The 20603-nt window shown below is 65.0% G+C and carries 16 protein-coding genes and 1 tRNA gene; 9 read left to right on the top strand and 8 right to left on the bottom strand.

Annotation, left to right across the window (positions count from 1 at the left end):
• Positions 1 to 3: 3 nt before the first annotated feature.
• The 4 genes from F7R19_RS14625 to F7R19_RS14610 all read right to left on the bottom strand — a co-directional run bounded on the left by F7R19_RS14625 (position 4) and on the right by F7R19_RS14610 (position 4056).
• Positions 4 to 828, bottom strand: a complete 825-nt coding sequence (locus F7R19_RS14625; RefSeq protein WP_061958901.1) for an ABC transporter ATP-binding protein — start codon at positions 826 to 828, stop codon at positions 4 to 6.
• Positions 822 to 1865: an ABC transporter permease gene (locus F7R19_RS14620; RefSeq protein ID WP_150981091.1), complete on the bottom strand. Its 1044-nt coding sequence runs from the start codon at positions 1863 to 1865 to the stop codon at positions 822 to 824. Before F7R19_RS14620 ends, F7R19_RS14625 begins: the two co-directional genes overlap by 7 nt.
• A gap of 15 nt (positions 1866 to 1880) precedes the next feature.
• Positions 1881 to 2894, bottom strand: coding sequence for an ABC transporter substrate-binding protein (locus F7R19_RS14615; protein ID WP_150981090.1), 1014 nt, complete (start codon positions 2892 to 2894; stop codon positions 1881 to 1883).
• Between the two features lie 70 nt (positions 2895 to 2964).
• Entirely contained in the window at positions 2965 to 4056 is a 1092-nt protein-coding gene (locus F7R19_RS14610) for an LLM class flavin-dependent oxidoreductase (RefSeq protein WP_150981089.1), read from the bottom strand.
• 246 nt (positions 4057 to 4302) lie between these two features.
• On the opposite strand from F7R19_RS14610, the gene F7R19_RS14605 reads away from it, so the two are divergent.
• The 5 genes from F7R19_RS14605 to F7R19_RS14585 all read left to right on the top strand — a co-directional run bounded on the left by F7R19_RS14605 (position 4303) and on the right by F7R19_RS14585 (position 10335).
• Positions 4303 to 5511 (top strand): acyl-CoA dehydrogenase family protein, encoded by a 1209-nt coding sequence (locus F7R19_RS14605; RefSeq protein WP_150981088.1) that lies wholly within the window; start codon positions 4303 to 4305, stop codon positions 5509 to 5511.
• A 130-nt stretch (positions 5512 to 5641) separates the two neighbouring features.
• Positions 5642 to 6265 carry a cysteine dioxygenase family protein gene (locus tag F7R19_RS14600; RefSeq protein ID WP_150981087.1) on the top strand — a complete coding sequence of 208 codons (624 nt, stop codon included), beginning with the start codon at positions 5642 to 5644 and terminating at the stop codon, positions 6263 to 6265.
• Positions 6262 to 7863: a rhodanese-related sulfurtransferase gene (locus tag F7R19_RS14595; protein WP_150981086.1), complete on the top strand. Its 1602-nt coding sequence runs from the start codon at positions 6262 to 6264 to the stop codon at positions 7861 to 7863. The genes F7R19_RS14600 and F7R19_RS14595 overlap by 4 nt, the downstream gene beginning before the upstream one ends.
• Positions 7864 to 8239: 376 nt before the next feature.
• A complete protein-coding gene (locus F7R19_RS14590; RefSeq protein WP_150981085.1) occupies positions 8240 to 8635 on the top strand; it encodes a hypothetical protein in 396 nt (131 codons plus the stop codon).
• Between the two features lie 812 nt (positions 8636 to 9447).
• Complete coding sequence (locus F7R19_RS14585) at positions 9448 to 10335, top strand: restriction endonuclease (protein ID WP_317851305.1); 888 nt, start codon at positions 9448 to 9450, stop codon at positions 10333 to 10335.
• 503 nt (positions 10336 to 10838) lie between these two features.
• On the opposite strand, the gene F7R19_RS14580 is transcribed toward F7R19_RS14585, so the two are convergent.
• From F7R19_RS14580 to F7R19_RS14565, 4 genes are all read right to left on the bottom strand, one after another.
• Positions 10839 to 10913 (bottom strand) — tRNA-Val (locus F7R19_RS14580).
• Positions 10914 to 11041: 128 nt separating this feature from the next.
• Entirely contained in the window at positions 11042 to 11767 is a 726-nt protein-coding gene (gene dnaQ / locus F7R19_RS14575; protein ID WP_061958894.1) for a DNA polymerase III subunit epsilon, read from the bottom strand.
• A 64-nt stretch (positions 11768 to 11831) separates the two neighbouring features.
• Positions 11832 to 12269, bottom strand: coding sequence for a ribonuclease HI (gene rnhA / locus F7R19_RS14570; RefSeq protein ID WP_061958893.1), 438 nt, complete (start codon positions 12267 to 12269; stop codon positions 11832 to 11834).
• Between the two features lie 24 nt (positions 12270 to 12293).
• Positions 12294 to 13094, bottom strand: a complete 801-nt coding sequence (locus F7R19_RS14565; protein WP_061958892.1) for a class I SAM-dependent methyltransferase — start codon at positions 13092 to 13094, stop codon at positions 12294 to 12296.
• Between the two features lie 11 nt (positions 13095 to 13105).
• On the opposite strand from F7R19_RS14565, the gene gloB reads away from it, so the two are divergent.
• From gloB to F7R19_RS14545, 4 genes are all read left to right on the top strand, one after another.
• Positions 13106 to 13906, top strand: coding sequence for a hydroxyacylglutathione hydrolase (gene gloB / locus F7R19_RS14560; RefSeq protein WP_150981083.1), 801 nt, complete (start codon positions 13106 to 13108; stop codon positions 13904 to 13906).
• A gap of 185 nt (positions 13907 to 14091) precedes the next feature.
• On the top strand, positions 14092 to 15789 hold the full coding sequence (locus F7R19_RS14555) for a transglycosylase SLT domain-containing protein (protein WP_150981082.1): 1698 nt from the start codon (positions 14092 to 14094) through the stop codon (positions 15787 to 15789).
• 369 nt (positions 15790 to 16158) lie between these two features.
• A complete protein-coding gene (locus F7R19_RS14550; RefSeq protein ID WP_150981081.1) occupies positions 16159 to 18060 on the top strand; it encodes a propionate--CoA ligase in 1902 nt (633 codons plus the stop codon).
• 166 nt (positions 18061 to 18226) lie between these two features.
• Entirely contained in the window at positions 18227 to 20602 is a 2376-nt protein-coding gene (locus tag F7R19_RS14545) for a bifunctional salicylyl-CoA 5-hydroxylase/oxidoreductase (RefSeq protein WP_150981080.1), read from the top strand.
• The last annotated feature ends 1 nt before the right edge of the window (position 20603 follow it).

The following is a 20603-nucleotide window of genomic DNA, read 5'->3' as shown; positions in this document are numbered from 1 at the left end:
GGCCTACCAGCTGGCATCGAGACCGAGATGACGCAGCGCTTCATGACGCAGTTCGGTCAGGCGCGGATCGCCGCGATGCCGCGGGTAGGGCAGGTCGACCTGGATCTCGGCCGTGATGCGCGCGGGTCGCTGGCTGAACACGATCACACGTTGCGCGAGGAACAGCGCCTCTTCCACATCGTGCGTGACCAGCAGCGCCGAAAACCCGGCGCGCTGCCACAGATCGACGAGATCGCTCTGCATCGCCAGGCGCGTCAGCGAATCGAGCTTGCCGAGCGGTTCGTCGAGCACCAGCAGGCGCGGGTCGTTGACCAGCGCGCGCGCCAGTGCCACGCGCTGCGCCATGCCGCCCGAGAGCTGATGCGGAAACGCGCGCGCAAAGGCTTCGAGTCCCACGCGCCGCAGCGCGGCGTCGACGCGATGACCTTCGCGGCGCAGCAGGCCGCGCGCCTGCAGACCCAGCGCCACGTTGTCGCGCACGCGTCGCCAAGGGTAAAGCGTGGGGTCCTGAAACACCACGATGCGCGACGGATCGGGCCGGTCGATCGGCGCATCGTCCTGCAGGATCTGGCCCTGATCGGGCGCATCGAGTCCGGCCACGAGCCGCAACAGCGTGGATTTTCCACAGCCGCTCGGTCCCAGCAGCGCGACGAACTCGCCGGGCGCGACTTGCAGGTCGACGCCGTCAAGCACGGGCAAGCGCTGGTCGCCATCGCCAAATGCATGGCTGACGCCACGAATATCGATCCTCGCGCCGCGTGCCTGCGGGGTCTGCTGCGCGTGCAGCGGAAGTGGCGGCTCGGCCGGTGATGTTTGCGCCGTTACCATTTGACGGTCCCTTTCTGCCACGACAGCGCGCGATCGCGCACGACGAAAAGCAATGTGATGACGCCCGAAAACAGCAGCGCCATGACGATCAGCGCCGCATACATGTTGACGTAGGACGCCCAACCCTGCGCCCACGTCAGATACCAGCCGAGGCCCGATTTCACGCCCATCATCTCCGCAGTGACCAGCACCGAGAATGACGCGCCCAGGCCCATGAACAGGCCGACGAACACCTGCGGCAGCGCGGCCGGAATCGCCACGCGCAGCACCAGAAACCATTCCGATGCGCCCATCGTGCGCGCCACGTCGTAGTAGCTCTTGTTGACGCCAGCCACGCCCGACCACGTCAACACTGCCACCGGAAACGCGGTGGCCAGCGCGATCAGGAAAATCGCCGCCGAATAGCTCGACGGAAAGAAGTAGAACGTGAGCGGCAGCAGCGCGGTGGATGGCAGCGGCCCAAGCACGCGCAGCACCGGATGCACCCAGTAGCCGATGCGCCGCGACCAGCCGATCGACACGCCGATCAGGAAACCGGCCACGCCGCCATACGCGACGCCCAGTGCGAGCAGCTTCAGCGTATTTAGCACACTGTCGCCCAGACGCCGCCAGTCGTCGAGATAGACCTCGATCAGCGCCTGCGGCGGCGCGAAGAACGGCGTGGGCAGCGTGGCGGTCTTGGCGGTCAGGATTTCCCATGCCGTGAAGACCAGCGGCAGCGCCACCAGCCACGGCCCGGCATGGCGCAACGCGCGCTGAGCGCGCTGTAGGCCGCGCAGATGGGCGCCAGCAAGGGCCACGACGGCTAGTGCCGCCGCCACCGCCAGCATCGCCACGCCCAGTTCCTCGGTGTAGGCCCAGTCGTTGAAGCCGACCAGATGGTTCGGCCAGCGCCATGTGACCGCGCCGAATACGGCCCAGGCCAGTGCCGCGGCCAGACCGGTGCGCCACACGCGCAGCGTGCCGCGCGTCGCCGGCTGCGCGAGTTGCCCGTCGCCCAGCAGCGGCGGGTGGATCGACTGTTGGCTGGTGGTCATTGCGATGCTCCGGTATCAGCCCAGCACATTGGCGTAGACATGCTGCGCCAGTCGCCGGGTGTCGGTAGATTTCTTGAGCACGCCGATGCGCTGGAAATCGCCGGCATAGAACGCGATTTCCTCCTGCAGGTCGACGCCGGTAGGGTGGTGCGTGTAGGTCAGCGACGCATACAGCTTGCGCAGATCGTCGACGCTGATCTTGGGCAAATACTTGGCGAACACCTTGGCCGCCTCGTTGGGGTTTTCGTTGACGTAGTCGGTGGCCTGCACGATCGAACGCGCCAGCGCCGCGGCAGCGGGGCGATCGTTGCGCACCAGTTCGCCGCGCGCGCCAATCACGCAGCACACCTTGCGCGCGTATTCGCCGCTCAGGTTGGTGGCCAGCTCGACGTAAGCGCCGTTCGTGCGTTTTTCCAGCAGATAGAGATTGGGATCGCCGTCGGCAATCGCCTGGATCTCGCCCTTGTCGACCGCGATGCCGAGCAGGTCGGCCGGATACTGGCGCCACGTAATGTCACGATCGGGATCGATGCCGTTCTTGGCCAGCAGGATCGTGAAGAAATGCTTGCCGGGCGCCGCAAGGTCGCTGACGCCGACCGTCTTGCCCTTGAGCGCCTGCAGGTTCGTCACGCCGGCGGCCTTCGATCCGACCAGGCGCACGCAGCCGCCATGGGAGCTGCCGATGATCTTCACATCGAAGCCGGCTTCCAGCGGCTTGAGCCAGCGATGAATCATGCCGACCGCCGCGTCCGCCTTGCCCGTGGCGATCGATTCGAGCAACTGATCGGTTGATCCGCTGTAGTTGATCAGGTCGACCTGCAGGCCGTTCTTTTCGAAGAAGCCTTTTTCCTGCGCCACCACGATCGGCGTGAGGCAGAACGAATTCTGGTTCCAGGCAAACGTCAGCTTGCGCGGCGCGGACCACGCCTGGCGGCCCAAAATCAGCGCCGGCGCGGCAATCGTCGCGGCGCCCGCCAGCCGCAGGACGTCGCGGCGGCGCGTGTTGGGTTTGAAGGTGTCTTGGCTCATGATTTCCCGTTTCCCGTTGTGTTTTTCGTATCGGGCGCCGGTGGATGGACGCTATGCCGGCGCGGTGGCGTCACGCGGCGCGGCGGTGTGTTTGCGCATCGCGCTGCGCGACCAGTTCCCGCACGCGCGGAATCAGCTCGCGGCCATAGTCGATCGCGTCTTCGAGCGGATCGAAGCCACGGATCAGGAACGTGGTGACACCCAGCTCGTAATAGGCCAGCAGCGCGTCGGCCACTTGCTCGGGCGTGCCGACCAGCCCGGTGGAATTGGAGCGTCCGCCGGTCTCGCGCGCGATGGCCGTCCACAGGCGCTGATCGACGCGATCGCCCTTGTCCGCCGCCGCCAGCAGCCGTCGGGCACCTTCGCTTTGCTGCGGTCCGCCACGGCTATAACCGGCCTGCACGCGCAGTGCGCGCGTCCGTTCGAGGATCTCGTCGGCGCGCTGCCATGCCTTTTCCTCGGTATCGGCCAGCACCGGGCGGAACGACACCGAGAAGCGCACCTCGCGGCCGTGTCGCGCGGCCTCTGCGCGCACGCGCGTGGTCAGCTCGCGCACCTGATCGAGCGATTCGCCCCATAGCGCGTAGACATCGGCGTGCTTGCCGGCCACCGCGGTGGCCGCGTCCGATGCGCCGCCGAAATAGATCGGCACGTGCGGCTGTTGCGCGGGTTTGACTTCGGAAAAGCCGCGCTGGAAGCGGTAGAACTGGCCTTCGTGATCGAAGGGCTCGGCTTCGGTCCAGATGCGCCGCAGGATGCCCAGGTATTCGTCGGTGCGCGCGTAGCGCTGGTCGTGATCGAGATAATCGCCGTCGCGCCGTTGCTCGTCGTCCGATCCGCCCGAGATGAAATGCACGCCGAGCCTGCCGCCGCTGAACTGGTCGAGCGTGGCGATCTGCCGTGCGGCCAGCGTCGGCGCGGTGAAACCGGGCCGATGGGCCAGCATGAAATGGATGCGCTCGGTCACGGCTGCCGCGTAGGAGATCGTCAGCGTGGCCGACGGGCCGGTGGAGTGATGCGGCACCAGAATGCGATCGAAGCCGGCCGCTTCGTGCGCCTGCGCAAAAGCGCGCACGTAGTCGCGATCGATCACCGGGCCGGACGGCGGATGGATTTCGGACTGTTTCTGGGACTGGATCATGCCGATGAAGTCGACGCTCATACTCGGTTCTCCTGGTTCGTTCGCAATTCGTTCGCGGTGCGGTCGCGTTGGGTTCGCGATGGATGCTGGCGGCAGTGCGCCGGGCCGAAGCACGCAACGTACGCCGCGCAAGCGTGCGGCCAAACGAATAAAAACGCGGCACCTTATGCGCTAAAACCGTTGCTCGATATGCGATATGCGTCGTTCGACGCAGCGGGGCGCGGCGGTACGCTATGCGGCGACTTATCCGCCTTTCGAAGGAATTCCATGTCTTCGTCATCCCTGCATCGCCTGCCGACGCCCGCGGCGCGCTTGTCCGAGGTGCTGGCCGACCTGGCAGCGCGGTTTGCCGCCACCGCGGCCGCGCATGACGCCAGCGGCAGCTTTGCTCACGAGAACTTCGCGCAGTTGCATGCCTACGGGCTGGTGGCGCAGGTGGTGCCGGCCGGGCATGGCGGCGGCGGTGCCGGGCTTGCGCAGGCGCGCCAGATCATCGGCGCGATTGCACGTGGCGATGCGGCGACCGCGCTGGTATTGACGATGACGTATCTGCAGCACCGCGCGATCGGGCGTGCCGATTCGCATTGGCCCGATACGCTGCAGCGGCTGGTGTTCCAGAGCGCGGTGGAGGACGGCGCGCTGATCAATTCGCTACGCGTGGAGCCCGAACTCGGGTCGCCGGCGCGCGGCGGGCTGCCGGAGACGGTCGCCACGCGCGTGGGCGACCGCTGGCGGATTCGCGGGCACAAGCTCTACACCACCGGCATTCCGGCGCTGCGCTGGCTGGCCGTATGGGCGCGCACGCACGAGCCGCAACCGCGTGTCGGTGTATTCCTCGTGCCACGGGATGAAGTCGGGTCGGACGGCATCCGCGTGATCGAAAGCTGGAATCATCTTGGACTGCGCGCATCGGGCAGCCACGAGACCGTGTTCGAGGACGTCTGGATCCCGTTCGAAAACGCCGTCGATATCCGGCCGCCGTCGGCGTGGGCACCGGCCGGCGCCAGCCAGGCCGACATCGACGCCAATGCCGACCAGCAGGCGTGGATGGTGACGTTGCTCGGCACGCTCTACGATGCGGTGGCGCGCGCGGGGTTCGACTGGATCGTGCAGTTCACGCGCGAGCGCGTGCCCGGCAGTCTCGGCAAGCCGCTGGCCACGCTGCCGCGCGTGCAGGAATCGATCGGCGAAATGACGGCGTTGCTGCGCACCAACCAGATCCTGCTGGACGATGCCGCCGCGCGCGCCGACGCCGGCGCGCCGCCATCATCCACCGACAGCGGACTGGTGAAGTACACCGTGACGTCGAACGCGATCCGCACGCTCGAACTGGCGTTGCAGCTGTCGGGCAACCACGGCCTGAGCCGCAACAATCCGCTGGAACGCCACTATCGCGACGTGCTTTGCAGCCGCATCCATACGCCGCAGAACGATTCCATCCTGACCGCCGCGGGCCGCGCGGCATTGGGCATCTGAGCCGTCCACGGCGGCGCCGGCTTCGTGCTATGGTTATCGGCGATTCGCCGCGCGGACGGCGGCTGGCAAGTCGTCCGCAAGCCGCCCGGAAGTAGCCCACATAGACGGCCGAACATATCTGGAGACAACCATGGCTGATCAGCCTGAAGCTGCGCGCGCGCTGACGCCGCTGCGCGATTTCATCACGGCGTTTTCCGCGTTGCTGGACCAGCAGCCGGACGAAGCGCGCATTCTTGACCACGGCGGCAAGCTGCTGGCCAAGCTGGTATCGCGCGACGACTGGTTGCCCGACGCCTACGCGCAACCGCATCCCGAGTTCTACCAGCAGATGCTGTTGCACTGCGATTCCGCCGAGCGGTTTTCGATCGTCAGTTTTGTCTGGGGGCCGGGACAACGCACGCCGATTCACGACCATACGGTCTGGGGGCTGATCGGCATGTTGCGCGGCGCCGAATATTCGCAGCCCTATGCGATCGACGCCGAAGGCGTACCGCGTCCCGCGGGCGATGCGGTGCGGCTGGAGCCCGGGCATGTGGAAGCGGTGTCCCCGACGGTGGGCGATATCCACCGCGTGCACAACGCCTTCGACGATCGCGTATCGATCAGCATCCACGTGTACGGCGCAAATATTGGCGCCGTGCGTCGCCATGTCTATCCGGAAGCCGGCGGCAGCAAGTCGTTCATCTCCGGCTATTCCAATTCCACGTTGCCCAATCTCTGGGATCGCTCGAAAGATCCCGTCGCTGCGCCATGACTGAAGCCACTCACTCGTTCCCGAAGACGACCAGCCTGGCGGTGCGCCAGGCGCTGCTCGATCGCACCGAAATCGCGCTGATCGATGTGCGCGAGGAAGACCCGTTCGCACAGGCGCATCCGCTGTGGGCCGCAAACTTTCCGTTGTCCAAGCTCGAGCTCGAAGCGTGGCGCCGCATCCCGCGCCGCGACACGCGCATCGTGGTGTACGGCGTGCACGACGGCGAGGACCTTGCGCCGCGCGCGGCGAACAAGCTGCGCGCGCTGGGCTATACCGACGTATCGCTGCTGGACGGCGGGCTCGATGCATGGATCGCCGCGGGCGGCGAAGTGTTCCGCGACGTCAATGTGCCAAGCAAATCGTTCGGCGAGCTGGTGGAAGCGCGGCGTCATACGCCGTCGCTCTCGGCGCCCGAAGTGCAGGCGCTGATCGACCGCAAGGCGGATGTGGTGATCGTGGACGCGCGCCGCTTCGATGAATATCAGACCATGAATATTCCGACGTCGACCAGCGTGCCCGGCGCCGAACTGGTGCTGCGCATCCGCGAACTGGCTCCCGACCCAAAGACGCAGGTGGTGGTCAATTGCGCGGGCCGCACGCGCAGCATTATCGGCACCCAGTCGCTGATCAACGCCGGGATCCCGAACCCAGTGGCTGCGTTGCGCAACGGCACGATCGGCTGGACGCTGGCCGGGCAAACGCTGTCGCACGGCGCCGACCGTCGCGCCCCGGCCGAGGTGAGCGCGGCGCATCGCGCTGCGGCACGCGAGGGCGCTAGGGCCATCGCCGAACGCGCGGGCGTGCGCCGTATCGCGCTGGACGCACTGGCATCGCTGGAGGCGCCCGGACGCACCGTATATCGCTTCGATGTGCGTACGCCAGAGGAATACGCCGCAGGTCATCTGGCAGGATTCGCCAGCGCACCCGGCGGCCAGTTGGTGCAGGAAACCGACCATCAGGCGCCCGTGCGCGGCGCACGCATCGTGCTGACCGATGACGACGACGTGCGCGCCAACATGAGCGCATCGTGGCTCGCGCAGATGGGCTGGGAAGTGTATGTGGTGGAACCGGTTGCCGACGCGCTGCGTAGCGAGCGCGGAAATCCCGAGCCGGACAGACCGGCGACGCCTCCCGTCGACACCGTCGCGCCATCGACGCTTGCCGAATGGCTCAAGCAGGGCGACGTCGCCGTGATCGACGTGACCGCCAGCGCAAACTACGTCAAAGCCCATGTCCCCGGCGCATGGTTCGCGATTCGCGCCCAACTGCCGCAAGCGCTGTGCGCGATCCCTCCTGCCAGCCGCTATGTACTGACCTGCGGATCGAGCCTGCTGGCGCGCTTTGCGGCGGACGACCTGAAACGCCTGACGTCCGCCGAAGTCTTCGTACTCGAAGGCGGCACCACCGCCTGGATCGCCGCAGGCCTGCCCGTGGAGCAGGGCGAAACACGCCTGGCCGTCCCGCGCACTGACCGCTATCGCCGCCCCTATGAAGGCACCGACAACGCCGCCGCCGCCATGCAGGCCTACCTCGACTGGGAATTCGGCCTGATCGCCCAACTGGATCGCGATCGGACGCATTTCTTTGAGGTGGTGTGAGGGCGTTTGGCAAGGCCGCCCGAACGGGCGGCCAGTGGTGCTCGGTAGGAGATGGACGACAAAAAACCCGGAGAGCGTTAGCTGTCCGGGTTTTTTGGCAATGTAGGGTGGTGGGGGCTATAAGCTGGTGGTGGTACAGCGTCCAAATCGATGCATGAAAAGCTAACTTTGAGAATCCAACGCACTAACTGTGAGACAGAACTCAACAACTGTGAGACGTGACAATCCGCCTTGAATGGCAGGCATTTGCGCTTTCACCCCCACAACCCTCCATCAGAGGGTGTATCACTTCCACACACCCCACTACGCCGACCATCCACGTTTCCGGCCGTCATGCTAGCGTGCTGCCTGCTTTTTTCCTGACGGGATTCCAACGATGGTCCTTCTTCTGCTGATTGCCGGATTTATCTTCCTCGCGATGCTGCTGCCGGCCAAGGTCACCATCGCCATGGTGGTTGCCAGTGTGGTGATCGGATTCGTGGTCAAGATCGTGGCGCGCATGGCCACGGGTAACGATCCCACCGTCATCGAATCGCTCAAGGCAGTGCTCGTGGCAATTCTCTTCAATGCGATTGCGGCAGCGATGTTTGCCAAGCTGACTGGCGGATCGATTTCCACGCTTTCCACGCTTGCCGGATCGGTCGTCACGTTCGTGGCGTTCTCTATGGGCTTTGTGGTCATGCTGAAGGCAACGCTTAAGCAAAGCGCGTTGATATCGCTGGTTTCCACACCGATTGCCGCTGTGGTGCTGTTTGCGATGGCGAAGCTGTAATGCATCGCCGGCACCTTCACCACTACCCAAGACCGATGCAACATTACTTGTTTCCCCTACTGGCCGCAGCGGCGCTTGCCGGCTGTGGCTCCCAGTTTCCATTGCGACCTGACAATGGCAAGACGACGACGGTCAGTCTCCACAACACCACGCCTCAGGCGCAGTACAGGAGCTTTGAGATTGGCTAGTCGCGAGCGATCTGCAGTCAGTCCGGTAGCGTGCCATACCCTGTACGGTTGCTGCATGTAGGCATGCAGATGTATCACAGATGGGTGACATCTTACGACGCCCACTAAGAGGAGGCGCTTACCACGGTCCCTGGCGTCTCCAGATTGGAGCGCCGGGCCCTGCAGTGGGGCGAGTCATCAGTACTCTGAATGTCCGCTTCCGGAACAGGTTCGCAAGTGTCCGCTCCTAGCCGGCAAGGGACATGCCTCTCACCCGATAGCTCCCATATCCCATGGCGCGAAGATGCGCGGCGTGCCCCGGTCCGGCACTCTGCTCAGGCCCCTTGCGGGGGAGGGTGCTTTTTGATGCTCTCGACAAGGCGTTCCGGGAGGGCACTAGCAAAAAAAGCCGTGGCACCGTGTCGCGGCCCGTCGCTCTCTCATCGGCTCCCACCAGTAGTGGGGTGTTGGGAGAGAGCAACGAGACCGGAAAGCGTTCTCGGTTAGATTCGTAGAGGGGGTGGAGCGGGCTTCGGCCCGAGTGCCGCCTCGCACGAACACAGAACGATAAATGAGGTCGGGTCGATGGGACGTAGGAGAAAGGAGCCGTCGCTGAGCGACGTATTGTTGGATTCGCCCTGGTGGGTGTCCGCAGCCCTGGCCGTGGGCGCGTACATTGTCTTTCGCTGGGCCTTGCCCGCTTCGTTCGCATCGAATCCCTTCCTCGCGGGCATCGTGATGATGAGCCAGTCGCTGGCTTGGGTTCCAGCAACGATGTTCGCATTCTTGGGGCTGTTGTCGTTCATCCGCGAGAGGCGGCAGAACAACAGTAACGCAGGGGAGGGGCCGCAGCTTAGAACGCAGCGCTCATCTGTAAGACAGCCGCGACAGGCCAGGCCAACGCCCTCGGAGCCAAGGCAGCGAGCCAGTGCGGCCGATAAATCAACCGCCTCCCAGCGACCAGTATCGCTAGCAGAGAAGCCGGAATTTAATGGCTGGACACTAGACGCGCTCAAGATTCTGGAGTGGAAGCGATTCGAGTTGCTCTGTGTCGGCTACTACGAGGCGATGGGGTTCACCGTCAAGACAGTGCCGCATGGCCCGGACGGCGGAATCGACGCCACGTTATACAAGGCAGGGCTGGACGCCCCGGTTGCCGTCGTGCAATGCAAGGCTTGGAGCAAACCAGTTAAGGTGGTTGAGGTTCGCGCATTGGCTGGCGTAATGCATGAGCACAAGGTGCGCAGGGGCGTGTTCTGGTCCCTGTCTGGCTATGTGGGGCGACCGGTGCAAGAGTCGGCGGAGCGGGCCGGTATCCAGTTGCTTGACGGCCCGGCGATCATCGAGCGGATTCGCGCGTTGGACCAGCACAAACAGACAATGCTGTTGGCGCAGGCATTTGAGGGGGACTACCGAACCCCGACGTGTGCCGCCTGTGGCGTGAAGATGGTGGAGCGCGAAGGCAAGGCCGTGCCGTTTTGGGGGTGCATAAACTATCCCGCTTGCCGCGTCAGGTTGCCCCGCGCTGTATAACCCCGAACTAAACCGCCGGTCGTCGCGGAACTCTGGCACGGCGCCGCTCGTGAGTGTACCCACGGTGTACCTCGATATTTGACTCCGCTGTATTGCCCCGATGTGGTGCCTCTCGGTTGCGGCGCTTTTATTACGGGGAGTGACTTGGTGAGATAGCGGTCGATGAGGTCCGCCATTGAAGTCTTAGAACTCAACAGTGTTTGCTTGGTTGCGCCATTGCCAAGACTCGATTCGGTCTCGGCGGCCCAAGCCGCTGCTTCGCTTTAGAGGGGAATGTCTTCGAGATGATGGGGAATCCGACCTTGCGCACGTTGGCTTGGTAGGAAACGTTCCCCTTGCTGTCTTCCCGGCGAAAGATTGTACCCATGAGCAAAACCTCCAGAAACTTCGTTGGAGGCCGCTGTACCCATCGTCGTACCCAGCCCGGCAGTGTCAACTGCCGGCACCCGGAAAGGAAAAAGGGCCTCGGCTTTTGCCTGAGGCCCTTTTTAACCACCAAATTCTGGTGGGTGGTACAGGGATTGAACCTGTGACCCCTGCCGTGTGAAGGCAGTGCTCTACCGCTGAGCTAACCACCCCTTACTGCTTCGTCACCGTTGTTGCTGATGTCGTGCAGTGGAGAAACGAGATTATGCCGACGTCGCAGTATCTTGTAAAGCCCTTTTTTCGGGGATTCGTCGAAAAAGTTCTATGTCGTGCGGGGCGGTTACTGGATCGTGGCGTCGGCGGGGATTTCGGGTTTCCAGATTGTCTTGCCGCCGCTGGCCTTGTCCAGGTCCTTGAGGACGCCCATGTGCGCGGTGATTTCCGTATCGGTGGCCAGCAGGACGGGCAGGGTGAGGGCGGAAAGGTCGGCCATGGCGCGGGATTCGCCCTGGGCGGTGCCGCCGTCGAGCATGTCGATGACCAGCGAGTTCTGCCCGCGCGTCATGGCCAGGTAGACCTCGGCCAGCAGTTCGGCGTCGAGCAGTGCGCCGTGCAGCGTGCGGTGCGCGTTGCTCACGCCCAGGCGGTCGCACAGGGCATCCAGCGAGTTGCGCTTGCCGGGGAACATCTGGCGCGCCTCGCGCAGCGTGTCGATGACGTTGGCTACATGTTCGCGGAACGGCGGCAGGCCGTGGAGCGTGAACTCCATGTCGAGGAAGCCGATGTCGAACGCGGCGTTGTGGATGATCAGCTCGGCGTCCTGCACGAACGCGCGGATGTCATGGACGACCTCGGCGAACTTCGGCTTGTCGGCCAGGAAGTCCGCGGTCAGGCCGTGAATCGCCACGGCGTCTTCGGGGACGTCGCGTTCCGGGTTGATGTAGAAGTGCAGGTTCCGGCCGGTCAGGCGGCGGTTCAGCAGTTCCACGCAGCCGATTTCGATCAGGCGATCGCCGGTGGCGTGGTTCAGGCCGGTGGTTTCGGTATCGAGGACGATCTGTCGCATGGGGCGGGATTGTAAACGGTCTTTGACGGCCCATCGGGCCGCATGCGGTCGCGCCGCTTCAGATTCAGGTATTGAGCGATTCCACGCCGCGGTTGGCAAGCCGATCCGCGCGTTCGTTACCGGGATGGCCCGCATGGCCGCGCACCCAGTGCCATTCGATCAGGTGCGGCTGGCGCGCTTCATCGAGCATCTGCCACAGGTCAGCGTTCTTGACCGGCTTCTTGTCGGCGGTTTTCCAGCCGCGCGCCTTCCATCCCACGATCCATTCGCTGATGCCTTTCTGCACATACTGCGAATCGGTATAGATATTGACGACGCACGGCCGCTTGAGCGCGCGCAGCGCCTCGATCACGGCCATCAGTTCCATGCGGTTGTTGGTGGTGGGATTTTCCCCGCCAAAAAGTTCTTTTTCGTGATCGCCGGCGACGAGCACGGCGCCCCAGCCGCCTGGGCCGGGGTTGCCCTTGCAGGCGCCGTCGGAATAAATCGTGACTTCTTGCATGTGATGGAGGTTGTGCGTCCGGCGTTAATCGTCGGACGCTGTCTGGTGTGTCTTGCCGTGCGTGCCGGTGGGCGTTGCAACGGGTGCGGATACCGGGGCCAGGGCCGGCTTGGAAGTCTTCCAGCTTGGGCCAACCAGGCGGATGTTCTTCACGCGCTTGACCGCCGAGATCATGTAGACCGAGCCGAAAATCGGCCACCAGCGGTCGCCGGCCTTTTCCATGAACGCGGCGCGCTGCAGCCAGCGCTCGGTGCGGTAGGGCGGGCAATAGCAGCCGAAGCGGCCGCGGATGATTTCGAATCCCAGCAGCTTGAGCCAGTCCTTGATCCGCACGAAGCCGACGGTCTGGGCGTCGCTGGGCAGAAACGGCGTGGCGCCCAGCCGGTTCAGGCCCTGGCGCGCGCCCCACAGGCTCATCGGATTCAGGCAGGTCACCACCACGCGGCCCTCGGGCATCAGCACGCGCGAGACCTCGCGCAGCACCTCGTGGGGATCTTCAGAGAACTCCAGCACGTGCGGCAGGGTGAGCAGGTCGATGCTTTGGGTGTCGAACGGCAATTCGTCGAACCGGCACAGCAGCTGGCGTGCATCGGGATGCGTGGCGCGCGGGCCGTGCGGGCCGGCGCGGCCATCGAGCGCCAGTGCCGAGAACGGCATGCGGTTCTCGCGCAGCGTGTCGATGTGCGGCAGGCCCAACTGCACCGCGTGATAGCCGAAGATGTCCGCCACCGTCCGGTCATACTGCTGCGCCTCCCACTGGAGCATGTACTGCCCGGGTGGCGAGGCCAGCCATTCTTCCCAATCTATAATCGGTCGGTTGGACATAAGGAGCACACATGTTGAAAGTGGAGCCGATCCCCGCCTTTCAGGACAACTATATCTGGGCCGTCCACGACGGGCATAGCGCCGCGGTGGTGGACCCCGGCGAGGCCGAGCCGGTCGAGCGCTTTCTGGCGCAACGCGGACTGGTACTGGGCGCTATTGTAATCACCCATCACCATGGCGATCACCAGGGCGGCGTCGCGGACCTGCTCGATCGTCATCCGAAAGCGCCCGATGGAGCGCCGCTGCCCGTCATCGGCCCGGCCGGCGAGCGCATCGGCCATCGCACCGAGGCGGTGCGCGAGGGCGATACGGTGACCATCGCGCATCCCGCCGTCTCGTTGCGCGTGCTCGATGTACCGGGACATACCGCCGGACACGTCGCCTACGTGGGCGATCTGCCGGGTGTGGGCGACGTGGTGTTCTGCGGCGATACGCTATTCGCCAGCGGCTGCGGCCGGCTGTTCGAAGGATCGCCCGCACAGATGCTGTCGTCGCTGGACAAGCTCGCGGCCTTGCCCGGCGATACGCGTGTGTACTGCGCGCACGAATATACGCGCAGCAATGTCCGCTTTGCGCAGGCAGTGGAGCCAGACAATGCCGACCTGGCCGCGTGGTCGGCGCGCGTGGATGCGTTGCGGCAGGCCGATACGCCGACCGTGCCGACCACCGTGGCGCACGAGCGTGCGGTCAACCCGTTCCTGCGCTCGCGCGAAGCGTCGGTGCGTAAGGCGCTTGCGGCACAGGGCGGCGATCTTGGCAGTGATGCGGCGGCATTCGGCGCGCTGCGCGGCTGGAAAGACAACTTCCGGTAAGACGTTACGGGCGCATCGGCATTGCGGCCGTTTCGCCGCGCCCGCCGTTTCCGCCGCGCGTCAGCGCACTGACGGGGCAGAAGCGGCAGCATCAAATTGCATCATGGGGAAAATCTCATTGACGCGAAGTCACCTTTTCCCTAGCATCAGCCCAAATTTTTTTGGCGTCACTTTCAGAGAACTTAATGCGATTTGGTCGATTTCTGGCGGTAATTGCGTGTGCCACGCTGCTTGCAGCCTGTGCCGGCACACCCACGCCGCCCGCCGGTGAAATGGCCGGCACACCGACCGCCCTGGAAACCGGTCCGAAGAAGGACCCGCTGAACACGCTCAACAGCACCGGCAAGGCCGGCACGCTCTCCAGCACCACCGTCGTCAATGTCGACCAGACCAGCGTCGACTGGCTGCGCGGCCCGTCGTCCGATATCTGGGATCGCATCCGCAAGGGCTTCGCGATGCCGGACCTCGAAGGCACGCTGGTCGACGACCGCACGCAATGGTATGCCGCGCGGCCGGACTATATGGAACGGATGGTGGGCCGGTCGAGCCGCTATCTCTATCACATCGTCGAAGAGCTCGAGCGTCGCAAGATGCCCACCGAGCTGGCGCTGCTGCCGTTCGTCGAGAGCGCGTTCAACCCCCAGGCGGAATCCACGGCCAAGGCGGCCGGCATGTGGCAGTTCATCCCGAGCACCGGCAAGTCGTACAACCTCAAGCAGAACATGTTCCGCGACGAGCGGCGCGACGTGCTGGCGTCGACCGATGCCGCGCTGGACTACCTGTCGCGGCTCTATGACATGTTTGGCGACTGGCAACTGGCGCTGGCGGCCTACAACTGGGGCGAGGGTGCCGTGTCGCGGGCCATCGCACGCAACCAGGCGCGCGGGTTGCCCACCGACTACGCCAGCCTGACGATGCCCAACGAGACGCGCTACTACGTGCCCAAGTTGCAGGCGGTCAAGAACATCATCGCCAATCCGGCCGCCTACGGCGTGAAGCTGCCGGAGATCCCCGATCACCCGTACTTCGTCACGGTGACCACGTCGCGCGACATCGACGTGGCGCTGGCAGCCAAGCTGGCCAACATGCCGCTCGACGAATTCAAGGCGCTGAATCCGTCGTTCAACCGGCCGGTGATCCTGGGCGCGGCCAATCCGCAGATTCTGCTGCCGTTCGATAACGCCGAACGGTTCCAGTACAACCTCAATACCTACCGTGGCGGTCTGTCCAGTTGGACCGCCGTGACCGTCGACAGCCGTGAGCGCGTCGAGGCCCTGGCGGCTCGGCTCAATGTCGATGTCGATACGCTGCGCGAGATTAACCGCATCCCGAAGGGCATGCGCCTGAAGGCCGGCTCGACCGTGATGATTCCGCGTACCGAGCGGCACGATCAGGACATCAGCGCATCGCTGGTGGACACCGCGATGCTGGTCGTCGAGCCCGATGTGCCGGATGCCAAGCGCGTGGTGGTCAAGGCCGGGCGCAAAGACACGGTGGCGACCGTGGCGCGCCGCTACGGCGTCTCGACGCGGCAGGTGCAGTCGTGGAACAAGCTCTCGGGCAGCAAACTGGTTGCTGGGCAGAGCCTGGTGCTGATGCTGCGGCCCAATTCCGCCGCGGCGGCGCGCGCCGAGCGCGGCGACGACGGCGATGACGCACCGGTGCACAGCGCCAAGGGGCGCGGCAAGGCGCAGGCGTCGACCAAAGCGACGAAGTCCGAGGCGGCCGACAAATCCGCCAAGGTCGAAAAATCGGGCAAGGCCGGCAAGGCCGAGCCGCGCAAGCGCGTAGTAGTCGAGGCGACGCCGCACAAGGCGGCGGCCAAAGCGGCGCCGGTCAAGGCGGCCTCGACGGCTAAGACCAAGACCACGCATGCGCGCTGAAACGCCGCGCTGAACCTGCACTGATCCGTCCGTATGTCGCCCCGGCTCGCCAGCCGGGGCCGAATTTCCCCGCAATTGCACCTGATCAACCCTTGACCTTAACGTTGGGCGAAGACGCTCGCCCGTCATCGCACGCATCGGTCCGTCAAGCAGGTCCCATTCGGCGTCGATGACCCGCAGGCCGTTTGCAATGCCGAACGCTTGGGACGCGATGCGGTCATGGTAGATTCTCCAAAAAAGATGGCCGGCATTCGCGCCCCGATGATCAAGGACCCGGCGCGCTGCAATCGGTAGCCGAACGAGACGACTCCGGGTTTGCCGACGCCATCCGCACCGCATTCATCACATACGACAAGCGGAGGAGACACCATGACGGCAAGCCGCGCGCTGCACGCGCGATCCCTGTCCGACAAGACCGGGTTCTGGACGGAACAGGCCGCGCGCATCGAATGGGAGACGCCATTCGAGCGCGTGCTCGACGATAGCCGGCCGCCGTTCGCGCGATGGTTCGTCGGCGGGCGCACCAACATCTGCCATAACGCGATCGATCGGCATCTGGCGACGCGCGGCGACCAGCGCGCGCTGGTCTACGTGTCCACCGAGACCGGCACCGAGCGCATCTATACGTACCGGCAACTGCACGACGAAGTGAATCGCATGGCCGCCACGCTGCAGGCATTGGGCGTGGCGCGCGGCGACCGTGTGCTGATCTATATGCCGATGATTCCGGAAGCGATGTTCGCCATGCTGGCGTGCACGCGGATCGGGGCGGTGCATTCGGTGGTGTTTGGCGGCTTTGCGTCGGTCAGCCTCGCCGCCCGGATCGACGATGCCAGGCCCAAGGTGATCGTCAGCGCGGACGCCGGGTCGCGCGCGGGCAAGGTCGTGCCGTACAAGCCGCTGCTCGATGAGGCGATCCGGCTGGCCGGCCATCATCCGGACAAGGTGCTGCTGGTGAACCGCCAACTGGCCGACATGCCGCGCACCGAAGGCCGCGACGAAGACTACGCGGCGTGGCGCGACAGGATGGCCGGCCAGACCGTGCCGTGCGTCTGGCTGGAATCGAGTGAGCCGTCGTACGTGCTCTACACCTCCGGCACGACTGGCAAGCCCAAGGGCGTGCAACGCGATACCGGCGGATATGCCGTCGCGCTCGCCACGTCGATGGAATACATCTTCTGCGGCAAGCCCGGCGACACGATGTTCACGGCCTCGGACATCGGCTGGGTGGTCGGTCACAGCTATATCGTCTATGCGCCGTTGCTGGCCGGCATGACCACCGTGATGTACGAAGGCACGCCGATCCGCCCCGACGGCGGCATCCTGTGGGAAATCGTCGCGCGGCACGGCGTGAACATCATGTTCAGCGCCCCCACCGCCATCCGCGTGCTCAAGAAGCAGGATCCGGCGCTGCTGACGCGGCACGACCTGTCCAGCCTGCGCCTGCTGTTCCTGGCCGGAGAGCCGCTCGACGAGCCGACTGCGCGCTGGATTCAGGACGGCATCGGCAAGCCGGTGGTCGACAACTACTGGCAGACCGAATCGGGCTGGCCGATCATCGCGATCCAGCGTGGCGTGGAGGCGTTGCCGGCCAAGCTGGGCTCGCCGGGCGTGCCCGCCTACGGCTACGACCTGCGCATCGTCGACGAGACCACCGGCGAGGAATGCCAGCCCAATCAAAAGGGCGTGGTGGCAATCGACTACCCCCTGCCGCCCGGCTGCATGACCACGGTGTGGGGCGACGACGAGCGCTTCGTGCGCACCTATTGGTCGGCGGTGCCCAACCGCCAGTGCTATTCGACGTTCGATTGGGGCGTGCGCGGCGCCGACGGCTATATCTTTATCCTCGGCCGCACCGACGACGTGATCAACGTGGCGGGGCACCGGCTGGGCACGCGCGAGATCGAAGAGAGCCTGTCGTCGCATCCCGGTGTTGCCGAAGTGGCCGTGGTGGGCGTCGCCGATGCGCTCAAAGGGCAGGTGGCGCTGGGCTTCTGTATTGCCCGCGACGCCAGCCGCACCGGCAGCGCGGCCGACCGGCTGGCATTCGAGAGCGAGCTGATGAAAACCGTCGAGCAGCAGTTGGGCGCCGTGGCGCGGCCGGCACGCGTGGTATTCGTCAATGCGTTGCCCAAGACACGTTCGGGCAAGCTGCTGCGCCGCGCAATCCAGGCGGTGGCGGAAGGGCGGGATCCGGGCGATCTGACGACGATCGAGGACCCGACCGCGCTGGAGCAGGTGAAGGCGGCGATGGCGGAGCGCCAGGGCTAGCCATTGCCGGAGGGCGCCGACGCCGCGCGCGGTGTCGGCGCAAATTTCCGCTTGCCAGACGCGGTCATGCGGCCTAATATTTTAAGCATAAAATATTTAACCATGATCTAGATGCCGGTCAGGCATCGCCCGGATGACCCGCCGGATCGGGTGCAGGAGACTGACAATGCGCGTGCTTTGTATTGGTGGCGGCCCATCGGGTCTGTATTTCGGCCTGTTGATGAAGCTGCGGAATCCGTCGCACGACGTAGTGGTGGTCGAGCGCAACCGCGCCTACGACACGTTTGGCTGGGGCGTGGTGTTTTCCGATGCCACGCTGGAAAACCTCAAGCAGGCGGACCCGGTCAGCGCGGCCGAGATCAACGCCGCGTTCAACCACTGGGACGACATCGACATCCATATCGGTGGCCGCACCATCCGCTCGGGCGGACACGGCTTCATCGGCATCGGCCGCAAGCGGCTGCTCAATATCCTGCAGGCGCGCTGCGAGGCGCTTGGCGTCAAGCTGGTTTTCGAGACCGATGTCAGCGACGACCAGGCGCTGGCGCAGCAGCACAACGCCGATCTCGTGATCGCCTCCGACGGCATCAACAGCCGCATCCGCTCGCGCTACGCAAGGACGTTCGAGCCCGATATCGACACGCGCCAGTGCCGCTTTGTCTGGCTCGGCACGCACAAATTGTTCGACGCGTTCACGTTCGCGTTCGAAAAAACCGAGCATGGCTGGTTCCAGGCGCATGCCTACCGTTTTGACGACAGCACGTCGACGTTTATCGTCGAGGCGCCCGAGGCGGTCTGGCGTGCGGCCGGCATCGAACAGATGAGCCAGGAAGAGGGCGTGGCGTACTGCGAGAAGCTGTTCGCGCGCTATCTCGATGGCCACAAGCTGATCAGCAACGCCACGCACCTGCGCGGCTCGGCAATCTGGATCCGCTTTCCCCGTGTGATATGCCGCCGCTGGGTGCACTGGAATACGCTGGCCGACGGCCGCCGCGTGCCCGTGGTGCTGATGGGCGACGCCGCGCACACCGCGCATTTCTCGATCGGATCGGGCACCAAATTGGCGCTCGAAGATGCGATCGACCTCGCCGATGCGATCGGCCAGCAGGGCGCGGTCGGCGTCGATGGACTACCGGAAGCGCTGACGCGTTACGAAGCGACGCGCAGTGTGGAAGTGCTGAAAATCCAGAATGCCGCGCGCAATTCGACCGAATGGTTCGAGAACGTGGAGCGTTACGCGGGCATGGCGCCGGAGCAGTTCGCCTATTCGCTGCTGACGCGCTCGCAGCGGATCTCGCACGAGAACCTGCGGGTGCGCGATGCGCGCTATGTGCAGGGGTTCGAGCAGTGGCTGGCGGCGCAGGCCGGTGTGCCGCCAGACGCGCTGGCGTCGCGTACCGCGGATGCGCAGGCCGTGCTGCCGCCGATGTTCACGCCGTTCACGGTGCGCGGCGTGACGCTCAAGAACCGCGTGGTTGTCAGTCCGATGGCGATGTATTCATCGGCCGACGGCGTGCCCGGGGACTTTCACCTCGTACATCTGGGCGCGCGTGCAATGGGCGGCGCGGGAATGGTCGTCGCGGAAATGACATGCGTCTCGCCCGACGCGCGCATCACGCCGGGGTGCCCGGGCCTGTGGAACGACGTCCAGCGCGACGCCTGGAAGCGCATCGTCGATTTCGTGCACGCCAACAGCGACGCGAAGATCGCCATCCAGCTCGGTCATGCGGGCCGCAAGGGCTCCACGCAACTGGGTTGGGAAAAGATGGACCATCCGCTGCCCGACGGCAACTGGCCGCTCCAGTCCGCTTCGCCGCTGCCGTACCTGCCCGGGATTTCGCAAGTGCCGCGCGAGATAACGCGCGCCGACATGGATCGCGTGCGCGATGACTTTGTCGCCAATGCGCGGCGCGCGGCGCAGGCCGGTTTCGACTGGTTGGAACTGCACTGCGCGCACGGCTACCTGCTATCGAGCTTCATTTCGCCGCTGACCAATGTGCGCGGCGACGAATATGGCGGATCGCTGGCCAACCGGCTGCGCTTTCCGCTCGAAGTATTTGCCGCGGTGCGCGCCGTATGGCCTGAAGACAAGCCGATGTCGGTGCGAATTTCTGCGCATGACTGGGTGGAAGGCGGCATCGACGCCGACGACGCCGTCGCCATCGCGCGCGCCTTCAAGGCGGCCGGCGCGGACATGATCGACTGCTCGTCCGGCCAGGTCAGCCCTGACCAGGCGCCGGTCTATGGCCGCATGTACCAGACGCCGTTTGCCGATCGCATCCGCAACGAGGCTGGCATTCCTACCATCGCCGTCGGCGCGATCTTCGAGGCCGATCATGTCGACAGCATCGTCGCCGCCGGCCGCGCCGATCTGTGTGCGATTGCGCGCCCGCATCTGGCCGATCCGGCGTGGACGCTGCACGAAGCGGCCAAGCTCGGCTATCGCGACGTGACATGGCCAAAGCAGTACGTGGCCGGCAAGCGGCAGCTCGAAACCAATCTTGCGCGCGCGGCCTCGTACGCGCAGTCGGCGGGAAAATGAC

This window comes from Cupriavidus pauculus, assembly GCF_008801835.1.
Taxonomy (GTDB): domain Bacteria; phylum Pseudomonadota; class Gammaproteobacteria; order Burkholderiales; family Burkholderiaceae; genus Cupriavidus; species Cupriavidus pauculus.
The sequence above is the reverse complement of the archived record's forward strand: the minus strand, read 5'-3'. Positions and strand labels throughout refer to the sequence as shown.

Excerpts from the sequence above, each read along its gene's own strand:
- F7R19_RS14600 (WP_150981087.1), top strand. The coding sequence starts at position 5,642 with ATGGCTGATCAGCCTGAAGCTGCGCGCGCGCTGACGCCGCTGCGCGAT.
- F7R19_RS14605 (WP_150981088.1), top strand. The coding sequence starts at position 4,303 with ATGTCTTCGTCATCCCTGCATCGCCTGCCGACGCCCGCGGCGCGCTTG.
- gloB (WP_150981083.1), top strand. The coding sequence starts at position 13,106 with ATGTTGAAAGTGGAGCCGATCCCCGCCTTTCAGGACAACTATATCTGG.
- F7R19_RS14550 (WP_150981081.1), top strand. The coding sequence starts at position 16,159 with ATGACGGCAAGCCGCGCGCTGCACGCGCGATCCCTGTCCGACAAGACC.
- F7R19_RS14615 (WP_150981090.1), bottom strand. The coding sequence starts at position 2,894 with ATGAGCCAAGACACCTTCAAACCCAACACGCGCCGCCGCGACGTCCTG.
- F7R19_RS14625 (WP_061958901.1), bottom strand. The coding sequence starts at position 828 with ATGGTAACGGCGCAAACATCACCGGCCGAGCCGCCACTTCCGCTGCAC.
- F7R19_RS14545 (WP_150981080.1), top strand. The coding sequence starts at position 18,227 with ATGCGCGTGCTTTGTATTGGTGGCGGCCCATCGGGTCTGTATTTCGGC.
- F7R19_RS14565 (WP_061958892.1), bottom strand. The coding sequence starts at position 13,094 with ATGTCCAACCGACCGATTATAGATTGGGAAGAATGGCTGGCCTCGCCA.
- F7R19_RS14620 (WP_150981091.1), bottom strand. The coding sequence starts at position 1,865 with ATGACCACCAGCCAACAGTCGATCCACCCGCCGCTGCTGGGCGACGGG.
- F7R19_RS14555 (WP_150981082.1), top strand. The coding sequence starts at position 14,092 with ATGCGATTTGGTCGATTTCTGGCGGTAATTGCGTGTGCCACGCTGCTT.
- F7R19_RS14595 (WP_150981086.1), top strand. The coding sequence starts at position 6,262 with ATGACTGAAGCCACTCACTCGTTCCCGAAGACGACCAGCCTGGCGGTG.
- F7R19_RS14610 (WP_150981089.1), bottom strand. The coding sequence starts at position 4,056 with ATGAGCGTCGACTTCATCGGCATGATCCAGTCCCAGAAACAGTCCGAA.
- F7R19_RS14590 (WP_150981085.1), top strand. The coding sequence starts at position 8,240 with ATGGTCCTTCTTCTGCTGATTGCCGGATTTATCTTCCTCGCGATGCTG.
- dnaQ (WP_061958894.1), bottom strand. The coding sequence starts at position 11,767 with ATGCGACAGATCGTCCTCGATACCGAAACCACCGGCCTGAACCACGCC.
- rnhA (WP_061958893.1), bottom strand. The coding sequence starts at position 12,269 with ATGCAAGAAGTCACGATTTATTCCGACGGCGCCTGCAAGGGCAACCCC.